Raw genomic sequence first — 15808 nt, 5'->3', positions numbered from 1 at the left:
CCATCCGACGACGGGAACAAACATGCAAGTGCTCTTGGTCCGGCATGCGCTACCGCTGCGCAGCGAACACGGCGAGGGTTCCGACCCGGACCTGTCGGAGCAGGGGTGGGCGCAGGTCGAGCGCCTGCCCGACGCGCTCGCCCGGTTTCCCATCGCGCGGGTGGTGAGCAGCCCGCAGCGGCGCGCGATTCAGACCGCCGAACCCGTCGCGGCCGCGCGCCGGCTGCGAGTCGAAATCGACGACCGATTCGCCGAATACGACCGCGACCTTCCCGTCTACATCCCCGTCGAGCAGATCAAAGCCGAACGACCGGAGGAATGGGCCCGCCTGGCCGAGGGGCATCTGCCCAGCGCGGTGGACGAGGACGCGTTTCGTGCGCGCGTCCGCGCGGGGGTCGACGACCTCGTCGCCGCCGCCGATCCCGAGGACACGGTCGCGGTGTTCAGCCACGGCGGGGTGATCAACGTGCTGCTGCACGAAATCCTGGGCACGAGGCGGCTGTTGTCCTTCCCCGTCGACTACGCGTCGGTGACCCGGCTGTTGTTCTCGCGAACGGGTCAGGCGACGGTGGCGGGGGTCAACACCGTCGAGCACGTGTGGGATCTGTTGCCGCGAAACCAGCGGCCGCCTGGCGACGATGCAGGCCGTGGAACGGCCTGAGGTGGAGTCGGGCAAATTGGTGGTGGTGAAGTTGACCGACATCAGCGGTGGTAAACAAGTTCGAGTGACTTCAGTTGACCGACTCGACGGGCTCGATCTGGCCTCGCTGGACCGGTACCTGCGTTCGCTTGGGATAGGCCGCGACGGCGAACTTCGGGGCGAGTTCATCTCCGGTGGCCGCTCGAATCTGACGTTCCGGGTGTACGACGACGCGACCAGCTGGCTGGTGCGCCGCCCGCCGCTGCACGGGCTGACGCCGTCGGCCCACGACATGGCCCGCGAATTCAAGGTCGTCGCCGCGCTGCAGGACACGCCGGTCCCGGTCGCGCGCGCGATCGCGCTGTGTGAGGACGACTCGGTGCTGGGCGCGCCGTTTCAGATCGTCGAATTCGTTGCCGGGCAGGTGGTGCGCCGCCGCGCGCAGCTCGAAGCGTTCAGTCACACCGTCATCGACGCCTGCGTCGACTCGTTGATCCGGGTCCTCGTCGATCTGCACAGCGTCGACCCGAACGCCGTGGGGCTGGCCGACTTTGGCAAGCCCAGCGGTTACCTGGAGCGTCAGGTGCGACGCTGGGGTTCGCAGTGGGAACTGGTGCGGCTGCCCGACGACCACCGCGACGCCGACGTCGAACGGTTGCATTCCGGCCTGCGCCAATCCATTCCGCAGCAGAGCCGGACCTCGATCGTGCACGGCGACTACCGGATCGACAACACCATCCTGGATTCCGACGACCCGACGAAGGTGCGCGCGGTCGTGGACTGGGAGCTCTCGACGCTGGGGGACCCACTGTCCGACGCCGCCCTGATGTGCGTCTACCGCGACCCGGCGCTGGACCTGATCGTCAACGCGCAGGCCGCCTGGACGTCGCCGCTGTTGCCGACGGCCGACGAGCTGGCCGACCGCTACTCGCTGGTGGCCGGGTTGCCGTTGGCGCATTGGGAGTTCTACATGGCGCTCGCGTACTTCAAGCTCGCCATCATCGCCGCTGGCATCGACTTCCGCCGGCGCATGTCGGACCTTGCCAGCGGAAAAGAATCCGAGCACACGCCCGAGGTGGTCGCGCCGCTGATCTCCCGCGGCCTGGCGGAGCTGGCCAAGCTGCCCGGCTGAGTGTGCGCCCAGGGCTTTCGGTGTGAGCCCAGGGCGGGAACCTGGCGATTTTCCCGCCGTAGGCTCACACGCAACGCCCTCGATTCACACCGAAAGCCGGCGCTAGAAGGTCTGAGCGGCCGCGTGGTGTTTCTTGGCCACGCGGCGCAGCTGGAGAATTCGCGCGGTGCCGACGGCCACGGTGATCAGGCCGCCCACCACGGCGCCCAGCAGAAAAGCGACGCCCAGAGGCAGGCTCCAATGCCAAGTCAAGAACGTAAACCGCACCGAATCCGTGTTCTGGGCTATGAAGATCAACAGCAGGACCAGTATCAGGAAGCCGACGATCAGGAAGGACCATAAAGCGCCGGCGCGGGTGAACCCGACGGCCGGATCCTTGGGCGTCGCGCCGACGTGCGGATCCGGCGGCGGCGGGGGAGGCGGGGGAGGGGAGTCAGGGGTTTGGCCGCTCATAGTCTCATCTTTGTCCCATCCTGCGCAGATTGAAACAAATCCACCCAAACCGACGCCCGCGCCCGGCCGCGTCGCAGCGGTTCTGCCGTTAGTGTCGGCGGTATGAGGATGCGGCTGCGGGCGCGCCGCGTGACTGTCCGGGCGGCGGCGTGGCTGGCGGCGGTAGGTCTGATCGCGGCGTGCAGCAATTCCGATCCGCTGGGCACGCAGATGCGCAGCCCGAAATCGATCGTGGTCGGCTCCGGCGACTTCCCCGAGTCGGAGATCGTCGCCGAGATCTACGCGGAAGCGTTGCAGGCCAACGGGTTCGAGGTCGGGCGGCGGATGGGGATCGGCAGCAGGGAGACGTATGTTCCTGCGCTGAAGGATCATTCCATCGACTTGGTGCCCGAATACATCGGGAACCTGCTGTTGTACTTCGCACCCGACTCCACCGCGACCATGCTCGACGACGTCGAGCTGGAGCTGTACAAGAAGCTCCCCGGTGACTTGTCGATCCTGACGCCGTCGCCGGCTTCGGACACCGACACGGTCACCGTCCCCAGCGGCACGGCCGGCGACTGGAACCTCAAAACGATCGGCGATCTGGCGGCGCACTCGCCGGATGTGCGCTTCGGGGCGCCCTCGGCGTTCGAGACTCGCCCGTCCGGGCTGCCGGGCCTGCGACAGAAGTACGGACTCAACATCGCCCCGGGCAACTTCGTCGCGATCAACGACGGCGGCGGCGCGGTGACCGTGCGCGCGTTGGTGGAGGGGAAGGTGACGGCCGCCAACATCTTCAGCACCTCACCGGCGATGCTGCAGAATCATCTGGTGGCGCTCGAGGACCCGCAGCACAACTTCCTGGCCGGCAACATTGTGCCGCTGGTGAATTCGCAGAAGAAGTCCGACCGCCTCAAGGACGTGCTGGACGCGGTGTCGGCGAAATTGACGACCTCCGGTCTGGCCCACCTCAACGCCGCGGTGTCGGGCAACTCCGGCATCGATCCCGATCAGGCTGCGCGAAACTGGGTGCGCGACAACGGCTTCAACCACCCGATCGGTCAACCGCGTTGATCGTCTTCGACAACGTCAGCAAGGTATTCGCCGACGGGACGACGGCCGTCGACCGGCTGAGCCTGGTGGTCCCCAACGGCGAATTGACGGTATTCGTAGGCTCTTCGGGCAGCGGCAAGACCACGGCGTTGCGGATGATCAACCGGATGATCGAGCCGACCTCCGGCCGGATAACCGTCAACGGGGCGGATGTGTCGACCGTCAACCCGGTGCGACTGCGCCTCGGGATCGGCTACGTCATCCAGCACGCCGGCCTGATGCCCCATCAGCGCGTGATCGACAACGTCGCAACGGTTCCGGTGCTCAAGGGCCGGTCTCGCCGGGACGCCCGCAAGGCCGCCTACGAGGTGCTCGAGCGCGTCGGGTTGGACGCCAAGATCGCCACCCGCTACCCGGCGCAGCTTTCCGGCGGCGAACAACAACGCGTCGGTGTGGCGCGCGCGCTCGCGGCCGACCCGCCAATCCTGTTGATGGACGAGCCGTTCTCCGCCGTCGACCCGGTGGTACGCCACGAACTGCAGAACGAAATCCTGCGTCTGCAAAGCGAACTGCACAAGACGACCGTGTTCGTCACACACGACATCGACGAGGCGCTGCGACTCGGCGAACGGATCGCGGTGTTCTCCGACGGCGTGCTGCAGCAGTACGACGAACCCGCGCACCTGCTGTCGCGCCCGGCCAACGAATTCGTCGCCCGGTTCATCGGTCTGGGCCGCGGGTATCGGTGGCTGCAGCTCATGGGCGCGGACGGCTTGCCATTGCACGACATCGACCGGATCGCCGTGGTGAGCCTCCCCGAGGCAGGCCTCCCGGACGGCTGGGCGGTGGTGGTCGACGACGCCGGCATCCCGGTGGGCTGGATCGACGCCGAGGGCCTGCGCAAGCACCGCGCGGGCGCGTCGTTGTCCGACAGCATGGGCGGCGTCGGGTCGGTGTTCCGCCCCGACGGCAACCTCAGCCACGCCCTCGACGCGGCGCTGTCCTCGCCGTCGGGCCTGGGGGTCGCCGTCGACGACGGGGGCAAGCTGATCGGCGGCGTGCTGGCCGCCGACGTGCTGGCCGCGGTGGAAGCCCGGCGAAGGGCCTAGGCATGCACTACCTGCTCACCCACCTCGACGACGCCTGGGCCCTGACCGTGGTCCATCTGCGCCTGTCGCTGGTGCCGGTCGTGATCGGGTTGGCCATCGCGGTGCCGCTGGGCGTGCTGGTGCAGCGCGCGCCGATCGCCCGGCGGCTGACGACCGCCACCGCCAGCGTCGTGTTCACCGTCCCGTCGCTGGCGCTGTTCGTGGTGTTGCCGACGATCATCGGGACCCGCATCCTCGACGAGGCCAACGTCATGGTGGCGCTGACGGCCTACACCGCCGCCCTGCTGGTGCGGGCGGTGCTCGAGGCGCTGGACGCGGTGCCCGCCCAGGTGAGCGACGCCGCCACCGCCATCGGCTACCCCGCGATCAAGCGGATGCTGAAAGTCGAACTGCCGCTGTCTATTCCGGTTCTCGTCGCCGGACTGCGCGTCGTGGTGGTGACCAACATCGCGATGGTCTCGGTGGGTTCGGTGATCGGCATCGGCGGCCTGGGCACCTGGTTCACCGAGGGCTACCAGACCGACAAGAGCGATCAGATCGTCGCCGGCATCATCGCGCTGTTCGTGCTCGCGATCGCCATCGACGCGCTCATCGTCCTGGCGGGCCGGCTGGCGACGCCGTGGGAGCGTGCCGGGCGCACGCCGCGTCGCCGGTCGGTCGTGGCCCCTGTCGTGGGCGGCGCGCGATGAACTTCGTGCAGCAGGCCCTGTCCTACCTCCTGACCGCCGACAACTGGACCGGCCCCGTCGGGCTGGCATCGCGCATTCTCGAACACCTGGAGTACACCGCCATCGCGGTGGGCGCGTCGGCGTTGATCGCCGTCCCGGTCGGGCTCATCATCGGACACACCGGGCGCGGCACGCTCCTGGTGGTCGGCGCCGTCAACGGCCTGCGCGCCCTGCCGACACTGGGAGTGCTGCTGCTGGGGGTGCTGCTGTTCGGGCTGGGTTTGGGGCCGCCGCTGGTTGCGCTGATGTTGCTGGGCGTGCCGTCGCTGCTGGCCGGTGCCTATGCGGGCATCGCCAACGTCGAGCCGTCGGTCGTCGACGCCGCCCGCGCGATGGGCATGACGGAGGCCCAGGTGCTGCTGCGCGCGGAGATACCCAACGCGCTGCCGCTGATCCTGGGCGGGCTGCGCAACGCGACGCTGCAGGTGGTCGCCACCGCAACCGTCGCCGCCTACGCCAGCCTCGGCGGCCTGGGCCGATACCTGATCGACGGGATCAAGGAGCGCGAGTTCCACCTCGCGCTGGTCGGGGCGCTGATGGTGGCCGCATTGGCGCTGATCCTCGACGGCCTGTTGGCGCTCGCGGTGTGGGCGTCGGCGCCCGGTACCGGCCGGTTACGCGGGCGGGTGCGTCGGCGCGACCACGTGACGCCGACCGCACTTGTCGACAAACGTGCCGCCGTCGGTGGACAAGTTTTACGGTAGAAGAGTGAACACGGCCCCCACCGACCCCGCCCGGCGCGTATGGCAGGCGATGTTGACCTGGCGCGCACAGGACATCTCGCGCATGGAATCGGTACGAATCCAGTTGTCCAACAAGCGGATGAGGGCTAACGGGCGCATCGTCGCCGCCGCCACCCCGACCAATCCGGCGTTCGGCGCCTACTACGACCTGCAGACCGACGAGACCGGCGCCACCAAGCGGCTCGGATTGACCGTGACGTTGGCCGAGCGCGAACGCGTGCTCTCGATCGCCCGCGACGAGGAAAACATGTGGCTGATCACCGACCACCAGGGGGAGCGGCGCGCCGGATACAACGGCGCGCTCGACGTCGACGTGGTGTTCAGTCCGTTCTTCAACGCGCTGCCGATCCGGCGCCTCGCGCTGCACGAACGGGCGGACACGGTGACGCTGCCCATGGTCTACGTGAACGTGCCCGACATGAGCGTCACCGCGGCGACCGTCAGCTACACCAGCGAGGGCCGTCTCGACGGAATCAAATTGCGCTCTCCCGTCGCCGACACCACCGTGAGCGTCGACGAGGACGGCTTCATTGTGGATTACCCAAGCTTGGCAGAGCGGATCTGATCACCCCGCCCGCCCGGCCCGCGGCGGCCAGTTCCTCGCGCCACTTCTCCTCGCCGATGACGACCGTGAAGATGTCGGAGCGCGGGAAACTGTCGTAACGCGTCCGCGCGGCGTGGCCGGCGTCGATGAGGTCGGCCAGTGAGTTGTGGCTGGCCAGCGAGTCGCGGGCGCGGACCAGCAGCTCGATGACGTGGTCGACGGCCGGGAGCAGCTGCTCGGAGTTGCCCTCGCACATCGCCCGGACCAGGTCCGGGGCGGTGCCGGCGACCCGGGTGCCGTCGCGGAACGAGCCGGCCGCCAGCGCGAACGCCAACGGGACCTCGCCCGCGGTGACCGCCAGCGCCTCGGCGAGCAGGTGCGGCAGGTGCGAAATGGCGGCCGCCGCGGCGTCGTGCTCGTCCGATTTGGCCGGTACCACCAGCGCCCCGCAGTCCAGCGCCAGCGTCATCACCATCGACCACACCACGGGGTCGACGTGGTCGTCGACGCTGATGACCCACGGGGCCCGGGTGAACAACCCGGCGTATCCGGCGGCCCAGCCCGAGTCCGCGGTGCCCGTCATGGGGTGGCCGCCGACGAAGCGTTCCAGCAGACCGGCCGCGGTCACCTCTTTCAGCACCGCGCTCTTGACGCTGGTGACGTCGGTCAGCGGGCAATCGGGGGCCAGTTCGCTGATGTGGGCGAGCATGCCCGCCAACGCCGGCATCGGCACGGCCACGACGATCAGCGCATCGGTGTCGGCGGCCCGCGTCAGGGTGTGGCTGAGATCGGTGCTGGCGTCGAAGCCGTCGGCGGTGGCCGCGTGTGCGCCCTCGACCGATCGGTTGTAGCCGAAGACGTCGCGGCCGGCCGCGGTCGCGGCCCGCATGATCGAGCCGCCGATCAGGCCCAGCCCCAGCACGCAAACCGGAGTCTTGGATACAGGGTGCGCCACCGTCTTAGGTTTGCACACTTTCGGCGGGCGGCGGTGTTCCGTCTGGTCAGTTGGGCTGGTCAGCGACTAGCGTAGGCGCCCATGGGAGCACAGCGCGCTCCAGCGCAAGGGCCGTCCGCGGACGCACCGGACGGCTTCGGCGTTGCCGTCGTGCGAGAAGAGGGTAAGTGGCGCTGTTATCCCATGGGTGCCAAGGCGCTGACGAGCCTTCAGACCGCCGAGACGGAACTGCGTGAGCTGCGCAGCTCGGGCGCGGTGTTCGGGCTGCTCGACGTCGACGACGAGTTCTTCGTCATCGTGCGCCCAGGCCCGTCCGGGACCCGGCTGCTGCTCTCCGACGCCACCGCCGCGCTGGACTACGACATCGCCGCCGAGGTGCTCGACAACCTCGACGCCGACATCGATCCCGAAGACCTCGAGGACGCCGACCCCTTCGAGGAGGGCGACCTCGGGTTGCTGTCCGACGTCGGGCTGCCCGAGGCGGTGCTCGGCGTCATCCTCGACGAGACCGACCTCTACGCCGACGAGCAACTCGGCCGCATCGCCCGCGAGATGGGCTTTGCCGACCAGCTGTCGGCGGTGATCGACCGCTTGGGTCGGTGATCGCGAGCGCGGCGGAGCCGGGCGAAGCGGGTCGCCGCCATCGGGCTCGGTCGGTGAGTACTGACGACGAAGACCTGATCCGTTCCGCACTGTCGGTCGCCGCGACGGCGGGGCCGCGCGACGTGCCGATCGGTGCGGTGGTCATCGGCGCCGACGGCACAGAGCTCGCCCGGGCGGTGAATGCCCGTGAGGCCCTTGGCGATCCGACCGCGCACGCCGAAATCCTGGCGATGCGGGCGGCCGCCGGCGTGCTCGGCGACGGATGGCGGCTGGAGGGCGCCACGCTTGCGGTGACGGTCGAGCCCTGCACCATGTGCGCGGGCGCGCTGGTGCTGGCCCGCGTCGCGCGGCTGGTGTTCGGGGCGTGGGAGCCCAAGACGGGAGCCGTCGGATCGCTGTGGGACGTGGTCCGCGACCGCCGGCTCAACCATCGCCCGGAGGTACGCGGCGGCGTGCTCGCGCGGGAGTGCGCCGCGCCGCTGGAGGCCTTCTTCGCCCGCCAGCGATTGGGGTGAGTTCCTGCGGCAATTCGGCGTCGAGATTGCCGTGAGGGCTGTGATCTTGGCGCGAGCACAACCATGGCGGCAATCTCGGTGGCCGGAACCAGCGATTGGGGTGAGTGGCGCGGCGTTCGGTAAGCTGCCTGGCGGTGGCGTGTCCGAGCGGCCTAAGGAGCACGCCTCGAAAGCGTGTGACGGCTAAAACCGTCCGAGGGTTCAAATCCCTCCGCCACCGCCAAAGAATGAATAAGAACCGCAGGTAACGCGCCCGCTTAACGCCCCGGCGCTGCTCGTGGGCGACGTTTGGGCACAAGATGGGCAAATTTCGGATCGAAAAATTTCATAGCTTCGCGGTGCGCAATCCACTCCCGGAGCCCCGCCGATGACGGAAAAACCCAGCGTCTTGTTCGTCTGCGTGCACAACACCGGCCGCTCTCAAATGGCCGCCGCGCTGCTCACGCACCTCGGCGGCGACCGCATCGAAGTGCGCTCCGCCGGAACCCAACCCGCCTCGGTGATCAGCCCCGCCGCCGTCGCGGCGATGGCTGAAATAGGCATCGACATCACCGCCGCGGCCCCCAAACTCCTCACCCCCGGCGCCGTGCGGGCCGGCGACATCGTGATCACCATGGGCTGCGGCGACATCAGCCCTCACTTACCCGGAGTCACCTACCGTGACTGGGAACTGGCGGACCCGGAAGGCCAGCCTCCCGACATCGTTCGCGCCATCCGCGATGAGATCGCCAAGCACGTCCGCGCGCTCATTGCCGAACTTTTTCCCCCCACCTAGTCGCCGCTTAGCGCAGGGTCGGAGGCAGTTCTACGTGGGCCCGCCGCCGCCCAGGGTGCGGGCCGTCTGGAACTCGCTGTCGCGATAGGGCCGGCCGTCCGGTTGCAGCAGGTCGTGAAACCACACCTTCGGCGGGGCCGCGTAGGGGTGATCCCACGAGTCCCACGGGAAGTACGTCTGGGTCTTGCCAGCGACCAGCCCCCAGTTGAACGCGCCGATGTTCCGGCGCTTCGCGATCGGCAGGATCGACTCGATGGTGCTGCCCTGGGGGCGGGCCATGTACTCCGTGCAGATGATCGGGCGCCCGTGCGGCGTGAGCTCGGCGACCCGCGACTCGAAGCCCGCGGGCTCGGCATACGAGTGGAACGTGATCACGTCGGCGTTGCTCAGCTGGATGTCGCTGATGGCGCTGGCGCCCCCATGCTCGCCCTGGTCGGCGCCGCGCCACACGCCGCTCGTCAGCGGTTGGCTGGGATCGACCGAACGGGCCCAACGGAACACCTGGGGCAGCAGCTCCGCGACCCGCTCCAGTTTGTCCTTCCGCTCGACCTTGGCGTACACCCGCGCGGGATTGTCCGGCTCGTTCCACAGGTCCCAACCCAAAATCCGGTTGTCGCTGCGGAATTGGGTCAACACACTGGTCACGTAGTCGTGCAGGACCTGGGTGTAGCCGGGGTCACCGAGGCGTTCCGCACCGGGGCTCTGCACCCACCCCGAGTTGTGCACGCCGGGCCGCGGCGCGCGCTGCGGGCCGAGTTTGGGGAACGGGTCCCAGCAGGAGTCGAAGAACACGAACAGCGGCCGGATGCCGTGGCTCGCTGCGACGCTGACGAACTGCGCGAGGCGGTTGTGAAAACCCCGCGCGTCCTGGGCCCACAGCTGGTCGTGCAGGAAAACCCGCACGCTGTTGAAACCGTAAGCCCGGGCCCAGCTCAGCTCGGTGTTGATGCGCCGCAGGTCGTAGGTGGCGGGCTGGAACATCTCGAGCTGATTGATGGCGTTCGACGTGATGTAGTTGGCGCCGACGAGCCATCCTTGCGCTTGATACCAGCGGTTGGCGCGGTCGGGCGACCATCGGGTGATCTCCCCAGAGGAGCGCGGCGCCGGGTCCGCGGAGGCGCGTGGTACGTGAGCCAGGGCCGTGCCCGCCGCCAGCAGCAATGGAAGCTTCAAGGCTGTACGACGATGCACCAAATGACGATAAGTTTCCCGCGGCTCCGGACCCGGCATTTGGCCAGCGCGTCGCGCCGGGTTCTCGGCGCCGCGGGAATTGTTATCTTGTTGTGACCTAGGGGCATTCGCGCGCCCGGTCGAGGGTCATGACGGGCCGGCCGCCCCGACAGGACGGATCTTCTTGGTGTGCAAGGCCATTGAGGGTCAAGCGAAAATGGGCTTGCTCAAATGTCAAGGGACGGCGAGGTCCACCCGTCCACCACGAGCGGCAGCGAGACCGACGAATCGCCGCAACTGATCTCGATCGTCCAGCGGCCGTCAACCGGCAGCCGGGCCTCGATCTCGAAGAAGGCGAACCCCGGAAATTCCCCGACCGCGGCCTCCGGCGCGTCGAACCATTTGTATTGCGGCGCGTCGAGCGTCGGGGGCTTGAGTTCCACGTCCACCCGTCGGTCGGAATCCTCGGTTCCGGACTGCGTCAGCACCACGAGGACAAACCGGGCATACCGGTCGGGTCCGACCGTAAACTTCGACAGCACCCCGCCCTGCACGTTGAGCTTGTTGTCGACGGTCGCGGCCGCTTCCGCCAGGAAAGCCCCGGAAAGTTTCACAGGCAGAACCTACCGCGCAGCCCGGCCGCTCGGGCGCCGAATGCCGGCGGCGGCAAAAAATCGCCGGGCGCGGATGGGCAAACTGACTATAAATTTCGCACCCCGGGGCGCGATACTAAACCGGTGCCCGATCGCAACGTGCTCGGCGGTCCGCTGGAACCGTGCGGTACCGACCCGCTTACCGGTTTCTACCGCGACGGCTGTTGCTCGACCGGCCAGGAAGACCTCGGTCGTCACACGATCTGCGCAGTGATGACGGCCGAATTCCTGGAACACCAGCGTTCCATCGGCAACGACTTGCTGACGCCGGTTCCCGAGCACCGGTTTCCCGGCCTGTTGCCCGGCGACCGCTGGTGCGTCACCGCCCTGAACTGGCTTCGGGCCCACAACGACGGGTGCGCCGCGCCGGTGGTGTTGGCGTCCACCCACGAGCGCACGCTCGAGGTGGTGCCGCTGGATGCGCTGCAGGAACACAAGGTGGACGTTCCCGACGACCTGGCCAACCTGTAGAGCTCGCGTGGCTTCTGCGGTCGGCGACGTGGACGACATCGACTTCGATGACCTTACGGCGCCCCGGCTGACCGACGTCCAGCGTCAGATCCTCGAATTCACCGAGGCAAGGCGCGTCGACTTCGATGCCGAACGGATGCTCGCCGAAGCGGTCCAGCAAGCGGGGGCCGACGACCTGGACGACACCGACGGGTTCAAAGACCGGCTGGCCGTGCACGTCGCGGCCATCGAAGCGGACGAAGGCCTGACCCAGCTCACCCGTTCGTCGCTGCGGCAACGCGTGGTTCGCCTGCTGCGCAACCGGCTGTCGCTGACCGAACTCATCAAGCGGTATCCGGAAATCGAATCGGTCGCCATCGAGAAGCCTTTCATCGTGGTCGGGATGCCGCGATCCGGAACCACGCACCTGGTCAACCTCATCGCGGCCGACCCGCGCCGGCGCGCGCTGCCCTACTGGGAGAGTCAGGAACCAATACCCGCGCGCGGCGAAGGCCCCGACATTTCCGGCGTCGACCCCCGGTACGCGCGGGCCAAGGCCGAGCACGACGCGCTCATGGCCAGCGCCCCTGTAGTGGCCGCAATGCACGACCGCTTTCCCGAGGCGATCGAGGAGGAGGTCGAACTCCTCGACCTTGACCTGGCCGCCTACGTCCTCGAATGGCATGCGCGCGTGCCGGATTGGCGCGATTACTACCTGGGGCTCGACCAGACCCGGCACTACGCGTACCTGAAGAAGGTCCTGCAGGCGCTGACGTTCCTCCGCGGTCCGCGGACCTGGGTGCTGAAGAGCCCGCAGCACTGCGAGCAGCTCGGCCCCTTGATGGCGACTTTCCCCGATGCGACCGTGGCCTTCACTCATCGCGATCCCGTCGCCGTGGTCCAGTCGGCCATCACGATGATGGCCTACTCCGACCGGCTGCGCCGGACCACCATCGACCCGGAATGGCTGCTGGACTACTGGAGCGACCGCGTGCAGCGGCTGCTCGGCGCTTGCGTGCGCGACCGCGACCTCGTTCCGGCCGAACGCAGCATCGACATCGCCTTCCACCACCTCAACGGCAACGAAATGCCGCTGCTGGAACAGCTTTACCAGCGCGGGGGAGTCGAGCTGACGCCCAAGGTGCGCGCCCGCCTGCAGAACTACCTGGACGGCAATCCGCGGGGCAAACACGGCCGCGTCCGCTACGCGCTGCAACGGCATTTCGGCATCTCGCCCGACGAACTGCGCGGGCGCTTCGAGTTCTATTTCAACCGATTCGACGTCCGGCCCGAATGAAGGAGTCAACAGCGATGTTCGAGCCGATCTATCGCGAGAGGCCCGGCGCCGACGGCCTGCGCCCGGCTTCGGCCGAAAAGGCCGAGCAGATAGCGCCGGGACTGTGGTGCTCGCCGGGGCTGTCGAACGCCTACCTGCTGACCACCGGTGAGGGCCGGGTCATCGTCAACACCGGCATGGGCTTCGAAGGGCCGGTGCACCGCGCCAACTTCGACGCCGTCGACCCCTCGCCGGTGCGCTACATCATCTTCACCCAGGGCCACGTCGACCACGTCGGCGGCCTGGACAGCGTGCGCGACCCCGACACTACGGTTGTCGCGCAAGCGAACTGGACGGCGTGGCGTGACGACAACGAAAGGCTGATCCCGTACCGCGCCGCCCGCAGTGCGTTCGCCTTCAAGGACACGCTGGCGTCGGGAATCCAGGACATCCAGCGCCGGCTCGGCACGAAGCGGCTGCCCGCCCAGAGTGTCCCCGCCGTCGATCTCGACTTCGAGGACACCCTGACCCTGGAGCTCGGCGGCCGGCGCTTGGAGTTGATAGCCGTGCCCGGCGGCGAGACCACCGACTCGCTGGTGGTGTGGCTGCCGGACGAGCGGATCTGCCTGTGCGGAAACACCTTTGGCCCGATATTCGGTCATATTCCCAACCTCGTCACTATGCGCGGCGACCGGTACCGCGACGCCCTGACCGCCATCGCGTCGGTCGAGCGGGTCCGCGACCTCGAACCCGAACTCCTGGTGACCGGTCATTTCGAACCGATCGTGGGGCGGGAGCGCATCAACGCCGAATTGACCCGGCTGCGCGACGCGATTCGGTATGTCCACGACCAGACCGTCGCCGGGATGAACGCGGGCAAGGACGTCCGCACCCTGATGCGCGAGATCACCCTGCCCCCGGAATACGAAGTGGGCCAAGGCTACGGGAAGGTCGACTGGGATGTGCGCGCCGTGTGGGAGAACTACTCGGGCTGGTTCCACCACCGATCGACCACCGAACTGTATCCGGTCGGTTTCGAGGCTGTCGCCGCCGACGTGGTCGAGCTGGCCGGGGCCGACGCGCTGGTGGACAGGGCGCGGGCGCACCTCGAGGCGGGGCGGCCACTGCACGCCATTCACCTGGCCGAGCTGGTTCCCCGCGACCACCCGGGGGCCCGCGACGTGTTGAACGGTGCGCATGAGACGCTGCTGGCTGACAGCACCAACTTCTGGGAAAGTGCTTGGCTCAGAAACCAACTAGCGAGGAACGCATGACGGCGCGAGTCAGCTTTGACTTCACCGGGACGACCGTCTTGGTCACCGGCGGCACCAGCGGGATCGGCCATGCCACGGCAACGCTGTTCCGGGACGCCGGAGCCGACGTCACCATCACGGGGACCAAACCCGCAGCCGCGGACTACGACACCGACCTGTCGGGCATGGCCTATCGACAGTTGCGCATCACCGACCCCGAATCGGTGGACGCGTTGGCGCAGGCGTTCGCGGGCCTCGACGTCCTGGTGAACAACGCCGGCGCGAATTTCCCCGGCGGACTCGACGAGTCGAAACCCGACGGTTTCGACGCCTCGGTCGCGCTCAATCTGATCGGTCCCTACCGGCTCACCGTCGCGTTGTATCCGGCGCTGAAGTCGTCGACCGCAGCCGGTGGCGCCAGCGTGGTCAACGTCGCGTCGATGTCGGCGCTGCGCGCCGTCCCACTGGTCCCCGGCTACGGCGCCGCGAAGGCCGGCGTCGTCTGCATCACGCGCAACCTCGCGGTGAAGTGGGCGCGCAAGGGGATCCGGGTGAACGCGGTGGCGCCGGGCACGATCGACACGCCGATGACCGCGCCCATGCACGGCGCGGCCGAGCTGGTCGAATCCGAGCTGGCCCACATCCCGTTGCACCGCTTCGGATCGGTCGGGGAAATCGCTCCGACGGTGGCCTTTCTGTGTACGGAGCAAAGCAGCTACACCAGCGGCGCGCTCTTCGTCGTCGACGGCGCATCGGACTGTGTCTGAAAGCAAGGACTCACAATGACATTCGCTTTGCACCCGCAGGACTTCTACCACACCGGCGTCGTCGTGCCCGACCTCGGCGCGGCGATGGCCAGGCTGAGCGCGCTGGCCGGCTACCGGTGGATCAATCCGATGAGCTATACGCTGCCTTTTCGCACCGCCTCCGGCGTCCGCGAACTGACGTCGACGATCGTCTACTCCCTGCAGAGCCCCCACGTCGAACTGGTGCAGGAGGTTCCCGGCAGCCCCTGGACGGCGGCGGCGGGTAACGCCGTCCACCACCTCGGCTACTTCAGCGATGATTTGGCCGAGAGCGCGCGGGCGTTGGAGGCCAACGGTTTCACTCTCGAGATGACCGCCGACACGCCCGGCTCCGAACTTTCGCTGTTCGCCTACTTCACGGACGCTTCGGGCACCCGCATCGAGATCGTCGACCGCGCGCTTTTCCCCGACTTCCCCGCCTTCCTGCAGTCGATGGCGGGGCAGGGGGAGGCATGACGTGCTGCTGAGCGTGCTGCGCTTCAATTTCGCGTCGCCGCAGGGTGATCCGCGCACCCAGGGCGCGCTGCTCCGCGCCGCGCTCGAGCTGGCGCAGTGGGGGGAGTCGCACGGCATCACCTCGATCAGTGTCGACGAGCACCACGCGACCGGGCACGGGTGGAGCTGCAACCCGATCATGGCCGCGTCGATGTTCCTGGCCCGAACCACGACGCTGATCGCCAGCGTCGACTGCGCGCTGGGACCGCTGTGGAATCCGGTCCGGCTCGCCGAAGACATCGCGCTCGTCGACAACATGAGCCGCGGCCGGCTGCTGACCACGGTGGGCCTGGGCTATCGCACGGTCGAATACGATTCGCTCGGAATCGATTTCGGCCGCCGCGGCGAGCTGATGGACGGCCTGGTCGAGCGGATGCTGTCGGTGTGGTCCGGCGCCGGCGCGGACGCGGGAGTCTGCACCGGCACCTGGACCCGGCCCCACCCGCCGTTGTTCGTCGGCGGCGGTTCGCGCG

Annotated in this window: 19 protein-coding genes, 1 tRNA gene and 1 pseudogene; 17 read left to right on the top strand and 4 right to left on the bottom strand. The window is 68.2% G+C overall.

Features of this window, described 5'->3' with window-relative positions:
• Positions 1 to 22 precede the first annotated feature (22 nt).
• Together N415_RS09185 and N415_RS09180 are read left to right on the top strand one after the other, a co-directional pair.
• Positions 23 to 661, top strand: coding sequence for a histidine phosphatase family protein (locus tag N415_RS09185; protein ID WP_068179957.1), 639 nt, complete (start codon positions 23 to 25; stop codon positions 659 to 661).
• Positions 662 to 725: 64 nt separating this feature from the next.
• Complete coding sequence (locus N415_RS09180) at positions 726 to 1772, top strand: phosphotransferase family protein (protein WP_068180010.1); 1047 nt, start codon at positions 726 to 728, stop codon at positions 1770 to 1772.
• Positions 1773 to 1874: 102 nt separating this feature from the next.
• Here the strand turns inward: N415_RS09180 and N415_RS09175 are convergent, their stop codons facing one another.
• Positions 1875 to 2225, bottom strand: coding sequence for a lipopolysaccharide assembly protein LapA domain-containing protein (locus N415_RS09175; protein WP_068179954.1), 351 nt, complete (start codon positions 2223 to 2225; stop codon positions 1875 to 1877).
• A 102-nt stretch (positions 2226 to 2327) separates the two neighbouring features.
• Between N415_RS09175 and N415_RS09170 the strand changes: the two genes are divergently transcribed.
• The 5 genes from N415_RS09170 to N415_RS09150 are packed head-to-tail and all read left to right on the top strand — an operon-like array spanning position 2328 to position 6405.
• Positions 2328 to 3281, top strand: coding sequence for an ABC transporter substrate-binding protein (locus tag N415_RS09170; protein WP_068179951.1), 954 nt, complete (start codon positions 2328 to 2330; stop codon positions 3279 to 3281).
• Positions 3278 to 4369: an ABC transporter ATP-binding protein gene (locus N415_RS09165; RefSeq protein ID WP_068179945.1), complete on the top strand. Its 1092-nt coding sequence runs from the start codon at positions 3278 to 3280 to the stop codon at positions 4367 to 4369. The genes N415_RS09170 and N415_RS09165 overlap by 4 nt, the downstream gene beginning before the upstream one ends.
• 2 nt (positions 4370 to 4371) lie before the next feature.
• Positions 4372 to 5058, top strand: coding sequence for an ABC transporter permease (locus N415_RS09160; RefSeq protein ID WP_068179942.1), 687 nt, complete (start codon positions 4372 to 4374; stop codon positions 5056 to 5058).
• On the top strand, positions 5055 to 5801 hold the full coding sequence (locus tag N415_RS09155) for an ABC transporter permease (protein WP_068179933.1): 747 nt from the start codon (positions 5055 to 5057) through the stop codon (positions 5799 to 5801). Before N415_RS09160 ends, N415_RS09155 begins: the two co-directional genes overlap by 4 nt.
• 4 nt (positions 5802 to 5805) lie before the next feature.
• Complete coding sequence (locus tag N415_RS09150; protein ID WP_068179931.1) at positions 5806 to 6405, top strand: putative glycolipid-binding domain-containing protein; 600 nt, start codon at positions 5806 to 5808, stop codon at positions 6403 to 6405.
• Here N415_RS09150 and N415_RS09145 read toward each other — a convergent pair.
• Positions 6368 to 7306 carry a prephenate dehydrogenase gene (locus N415_RS09145; protein ID WP_068179928.1) on the bottom strand — a complete coding sequence of 313 codons (939 nt, stop codon included), beginning with the start codon at positions 7304 to 7306 and terminating at the stop codon, positions 6368 to 6370. The genes N415_RS09150 and N415_RS09145 overlap by 38 nt on opposite strands.
• A gap of 114 nt (positions 7307 to 7420) precedes the next feature.
• Here N415_RS09145 and N415_RS09140 point away from each other — a divergent pair, with 114 nt between their 5' ends.
• From N415_RS09140 to N415_RS09125, 4 genes and pseudogenes are all read left to right on the top strand, one after another.
• Positions 7421 to 7942, top strand: coding sequence for a tRNA adenosine deaminase-associated protein (locus tag N415_RS09140; protein ID WP_068179924.1), 522 nt, complete (start codon positions 7421 to 7423; stop codon positions 7940 to 7942).
• Between the two features lie 53 nt (positions 7943 to 7995).
• Entirely contained in the window at positions 7996 to 8457 is a 462-nt protein-coding gene (locus N415_RS09135) for a nucleoside deaminase (RefSeq protein WP_068180008.1), read from the top strand.
• 133 nt (positions 8458 to 8590) lie between these two features.
• Positions 8591 to 8680 (top strand) — tRNA-Ser (locus N415_RS09130).
• Between the two features lie 150 nt (positions 8681 to 8830).
• Positions 8831 to 9232, top strand: a pseudogene (locus N415_RS09125) (arsenate reductase ArsC); the annotation flags it as partial.
• A gap of 30 nt (positions 9233 to 9262) precedes the next feature.
• Here N415_RS09125 and N415_RS09120 read toward each other — a convergent pair.
• Positions 9263 to 10423, bottom strand: coding sequence for a cellulase family glycosylhydrolase (locus N415_RS09120; protein ID WP_068180005.1), 1161 nt, complete (start codon positions 10421 to 10423; stop codon positions 9263 to 9265).
• A 206-nt stretch (positions 10424 to 10629) separates the two neighbouring features.
• On the bottom strand, positions 10630 to 11016 hold the full coding sequence (locus tag N415_RS09115) for a hypothetical protein (protein WP_068179918.1): 387 nt from the start codon (positions 11014 to 11016) through the stop codon (positions 10630 to 10632).
• Between the two features lie 123 nt (positions 11017 to 11139).
• Between N415_RS09115 and N415_RS09110 the strand changes: the two genes are divergently transcribed.
• The 6 genes from N415_RS09110 to N415_RS09085 all read left to right on the top strand — a co-directional run.
• Positions 11140 to 11526, top strand: coding sequence for a DUF2237 domain-containing protein (locus N415_RS09110; protein ID WP_068179916.1), 387 nt, complete (start codon positions 11140 to 11142; stop codon positions 11524 to 11526).
• Positions 11527 to 11533: 7 nt separating this feature from the next.
• The gene (locus N415_RS09105; protein ID WP_068179913.1) at positions 11534 to 12802 is read left to right on the top strand and encodes a sulfotransferase; all 1269 of its coding nucleotides are present in this window, start codon (positions 11534 to 11536) and stop codon (positions 12800 to 12802) included.
• A gap of 14 nt (positions 12803 to 12816) precedes the next feature.
• Entirely contained in the window at positions 12817 to 14055 is a 1239-nt protein-coding gene (locus tag N415_RS09100; protein WP_068179911.1) for an MBL fold metallo-hydrolase, read from the top strand.
• Positions 14052 to 14801, top strand: coding sequence for an SDR family oxidoreductase (locus N415_RS09095; RefSeq protein WP_068179909.1), 750 nt, complete (start codon positions 14052 to 14054; stop codon positions 14799 to 14801). The genes N415_RS09100 and N415_RS09095 overlap by 4 nt, the downstream gene beginning before the upstream one ends.
• Before the next feature lie 15 nt (positions 14802 to 14816).
• Entirely contained in the window at positions 14817 to 15296 is a 480-nt protein-coding gene (locus N415_RS09090; protein WP_068179906.1) for a VOC family protein, read from the top strand.
• 1 nt (position 15297) lies between these two features.
• Positions 15298 to 15808 (top strand): LLM class flavin-dependent oxidoreductase (locus N415_RS09085; protein WP_152531302.1); only part of this gene is annotated, 511 nt, incomplete at its 3' end.

The organism is Mycobacterium sp. UM_CSW, from assembly GCF_000455205.1.
GTDB lineage: Bacteria > Actinomycetota > Actinomycetes > Mycobacteriales > Mycobacteriaceae > Mycobacterium.
The sequence above is the reverse complement of the archived record's forward strand: the minus strand, read 5'-3'. Positions and strand labels throughout refer to the sequence as shown.

Excerpts from the sequence above, each read along its gene's own strand:
- N415_RS09185 (WP_068179957.1), top strand. The coding sequence starts at position 23 with ATGCAAGTGCTCTTGGTCCGGCATGCGCTACCGCTGCGCAGCGAACAC.
- N415_RS09175 (WP_068179954.1), bottom strand. The coding sequence starts at position 2,225 with ATGAGCGGCCAAACCCCTGACTCCCCTCCCCCGCCTCCCCCGCCGCCG.
- N415_RS09170 (WP_068179951.1), top strand. The coding sequence starts at position 2,328 with ATGAGGATGCGGCTGCGGGCGCGCCGCGTGACTGTCCGGGCGGCGGCG.
- N415_RS09160 (WP_068179942.1), top strand. The coding sequence starts at position 4,372 with ATGCACTACCTGCTCACCCACCTCGACGACGCCTGGGCCCTGACCGTG.
- N415_RS09155 (WP_068179933.1), top strand. The coding sequence starts at position 5,055 with ATGAACTTCGTGCAGCAGGCCCTGTCCTACCTCCTGACCGCCGACAAC.
- N415_RS09140 (WP_068179924.1), top strand. The coding sequence starts at position 7,421 with ATGGGAGCACAGCGCGCTCCAGCGCAAGGGCCGTCCGCGGACGCACCG.
- N415_RS09100 (WP_068179911.1), top strand. The coding sequence starts at position 12,817 with ATGTTCGAGCCGATCTATCGCGAGAGGCCCGGCGCCGACGGCCTGCGC.
- N415_RS09095 (WP_068179909.1), top strand. The coding sequence starts at position 14,052 with ATGACGGCGCGAGTCAGCTTTGACTTCACCGGGACGACCGTCTTGGTC.
- N415_RS09090 (WP_068179906.1), top strand. The coding sequence starts at position 14,817 with ATGACATTCGCTTTGCACCCGCAGGACTTCTACCACACCGGCGTCGTC.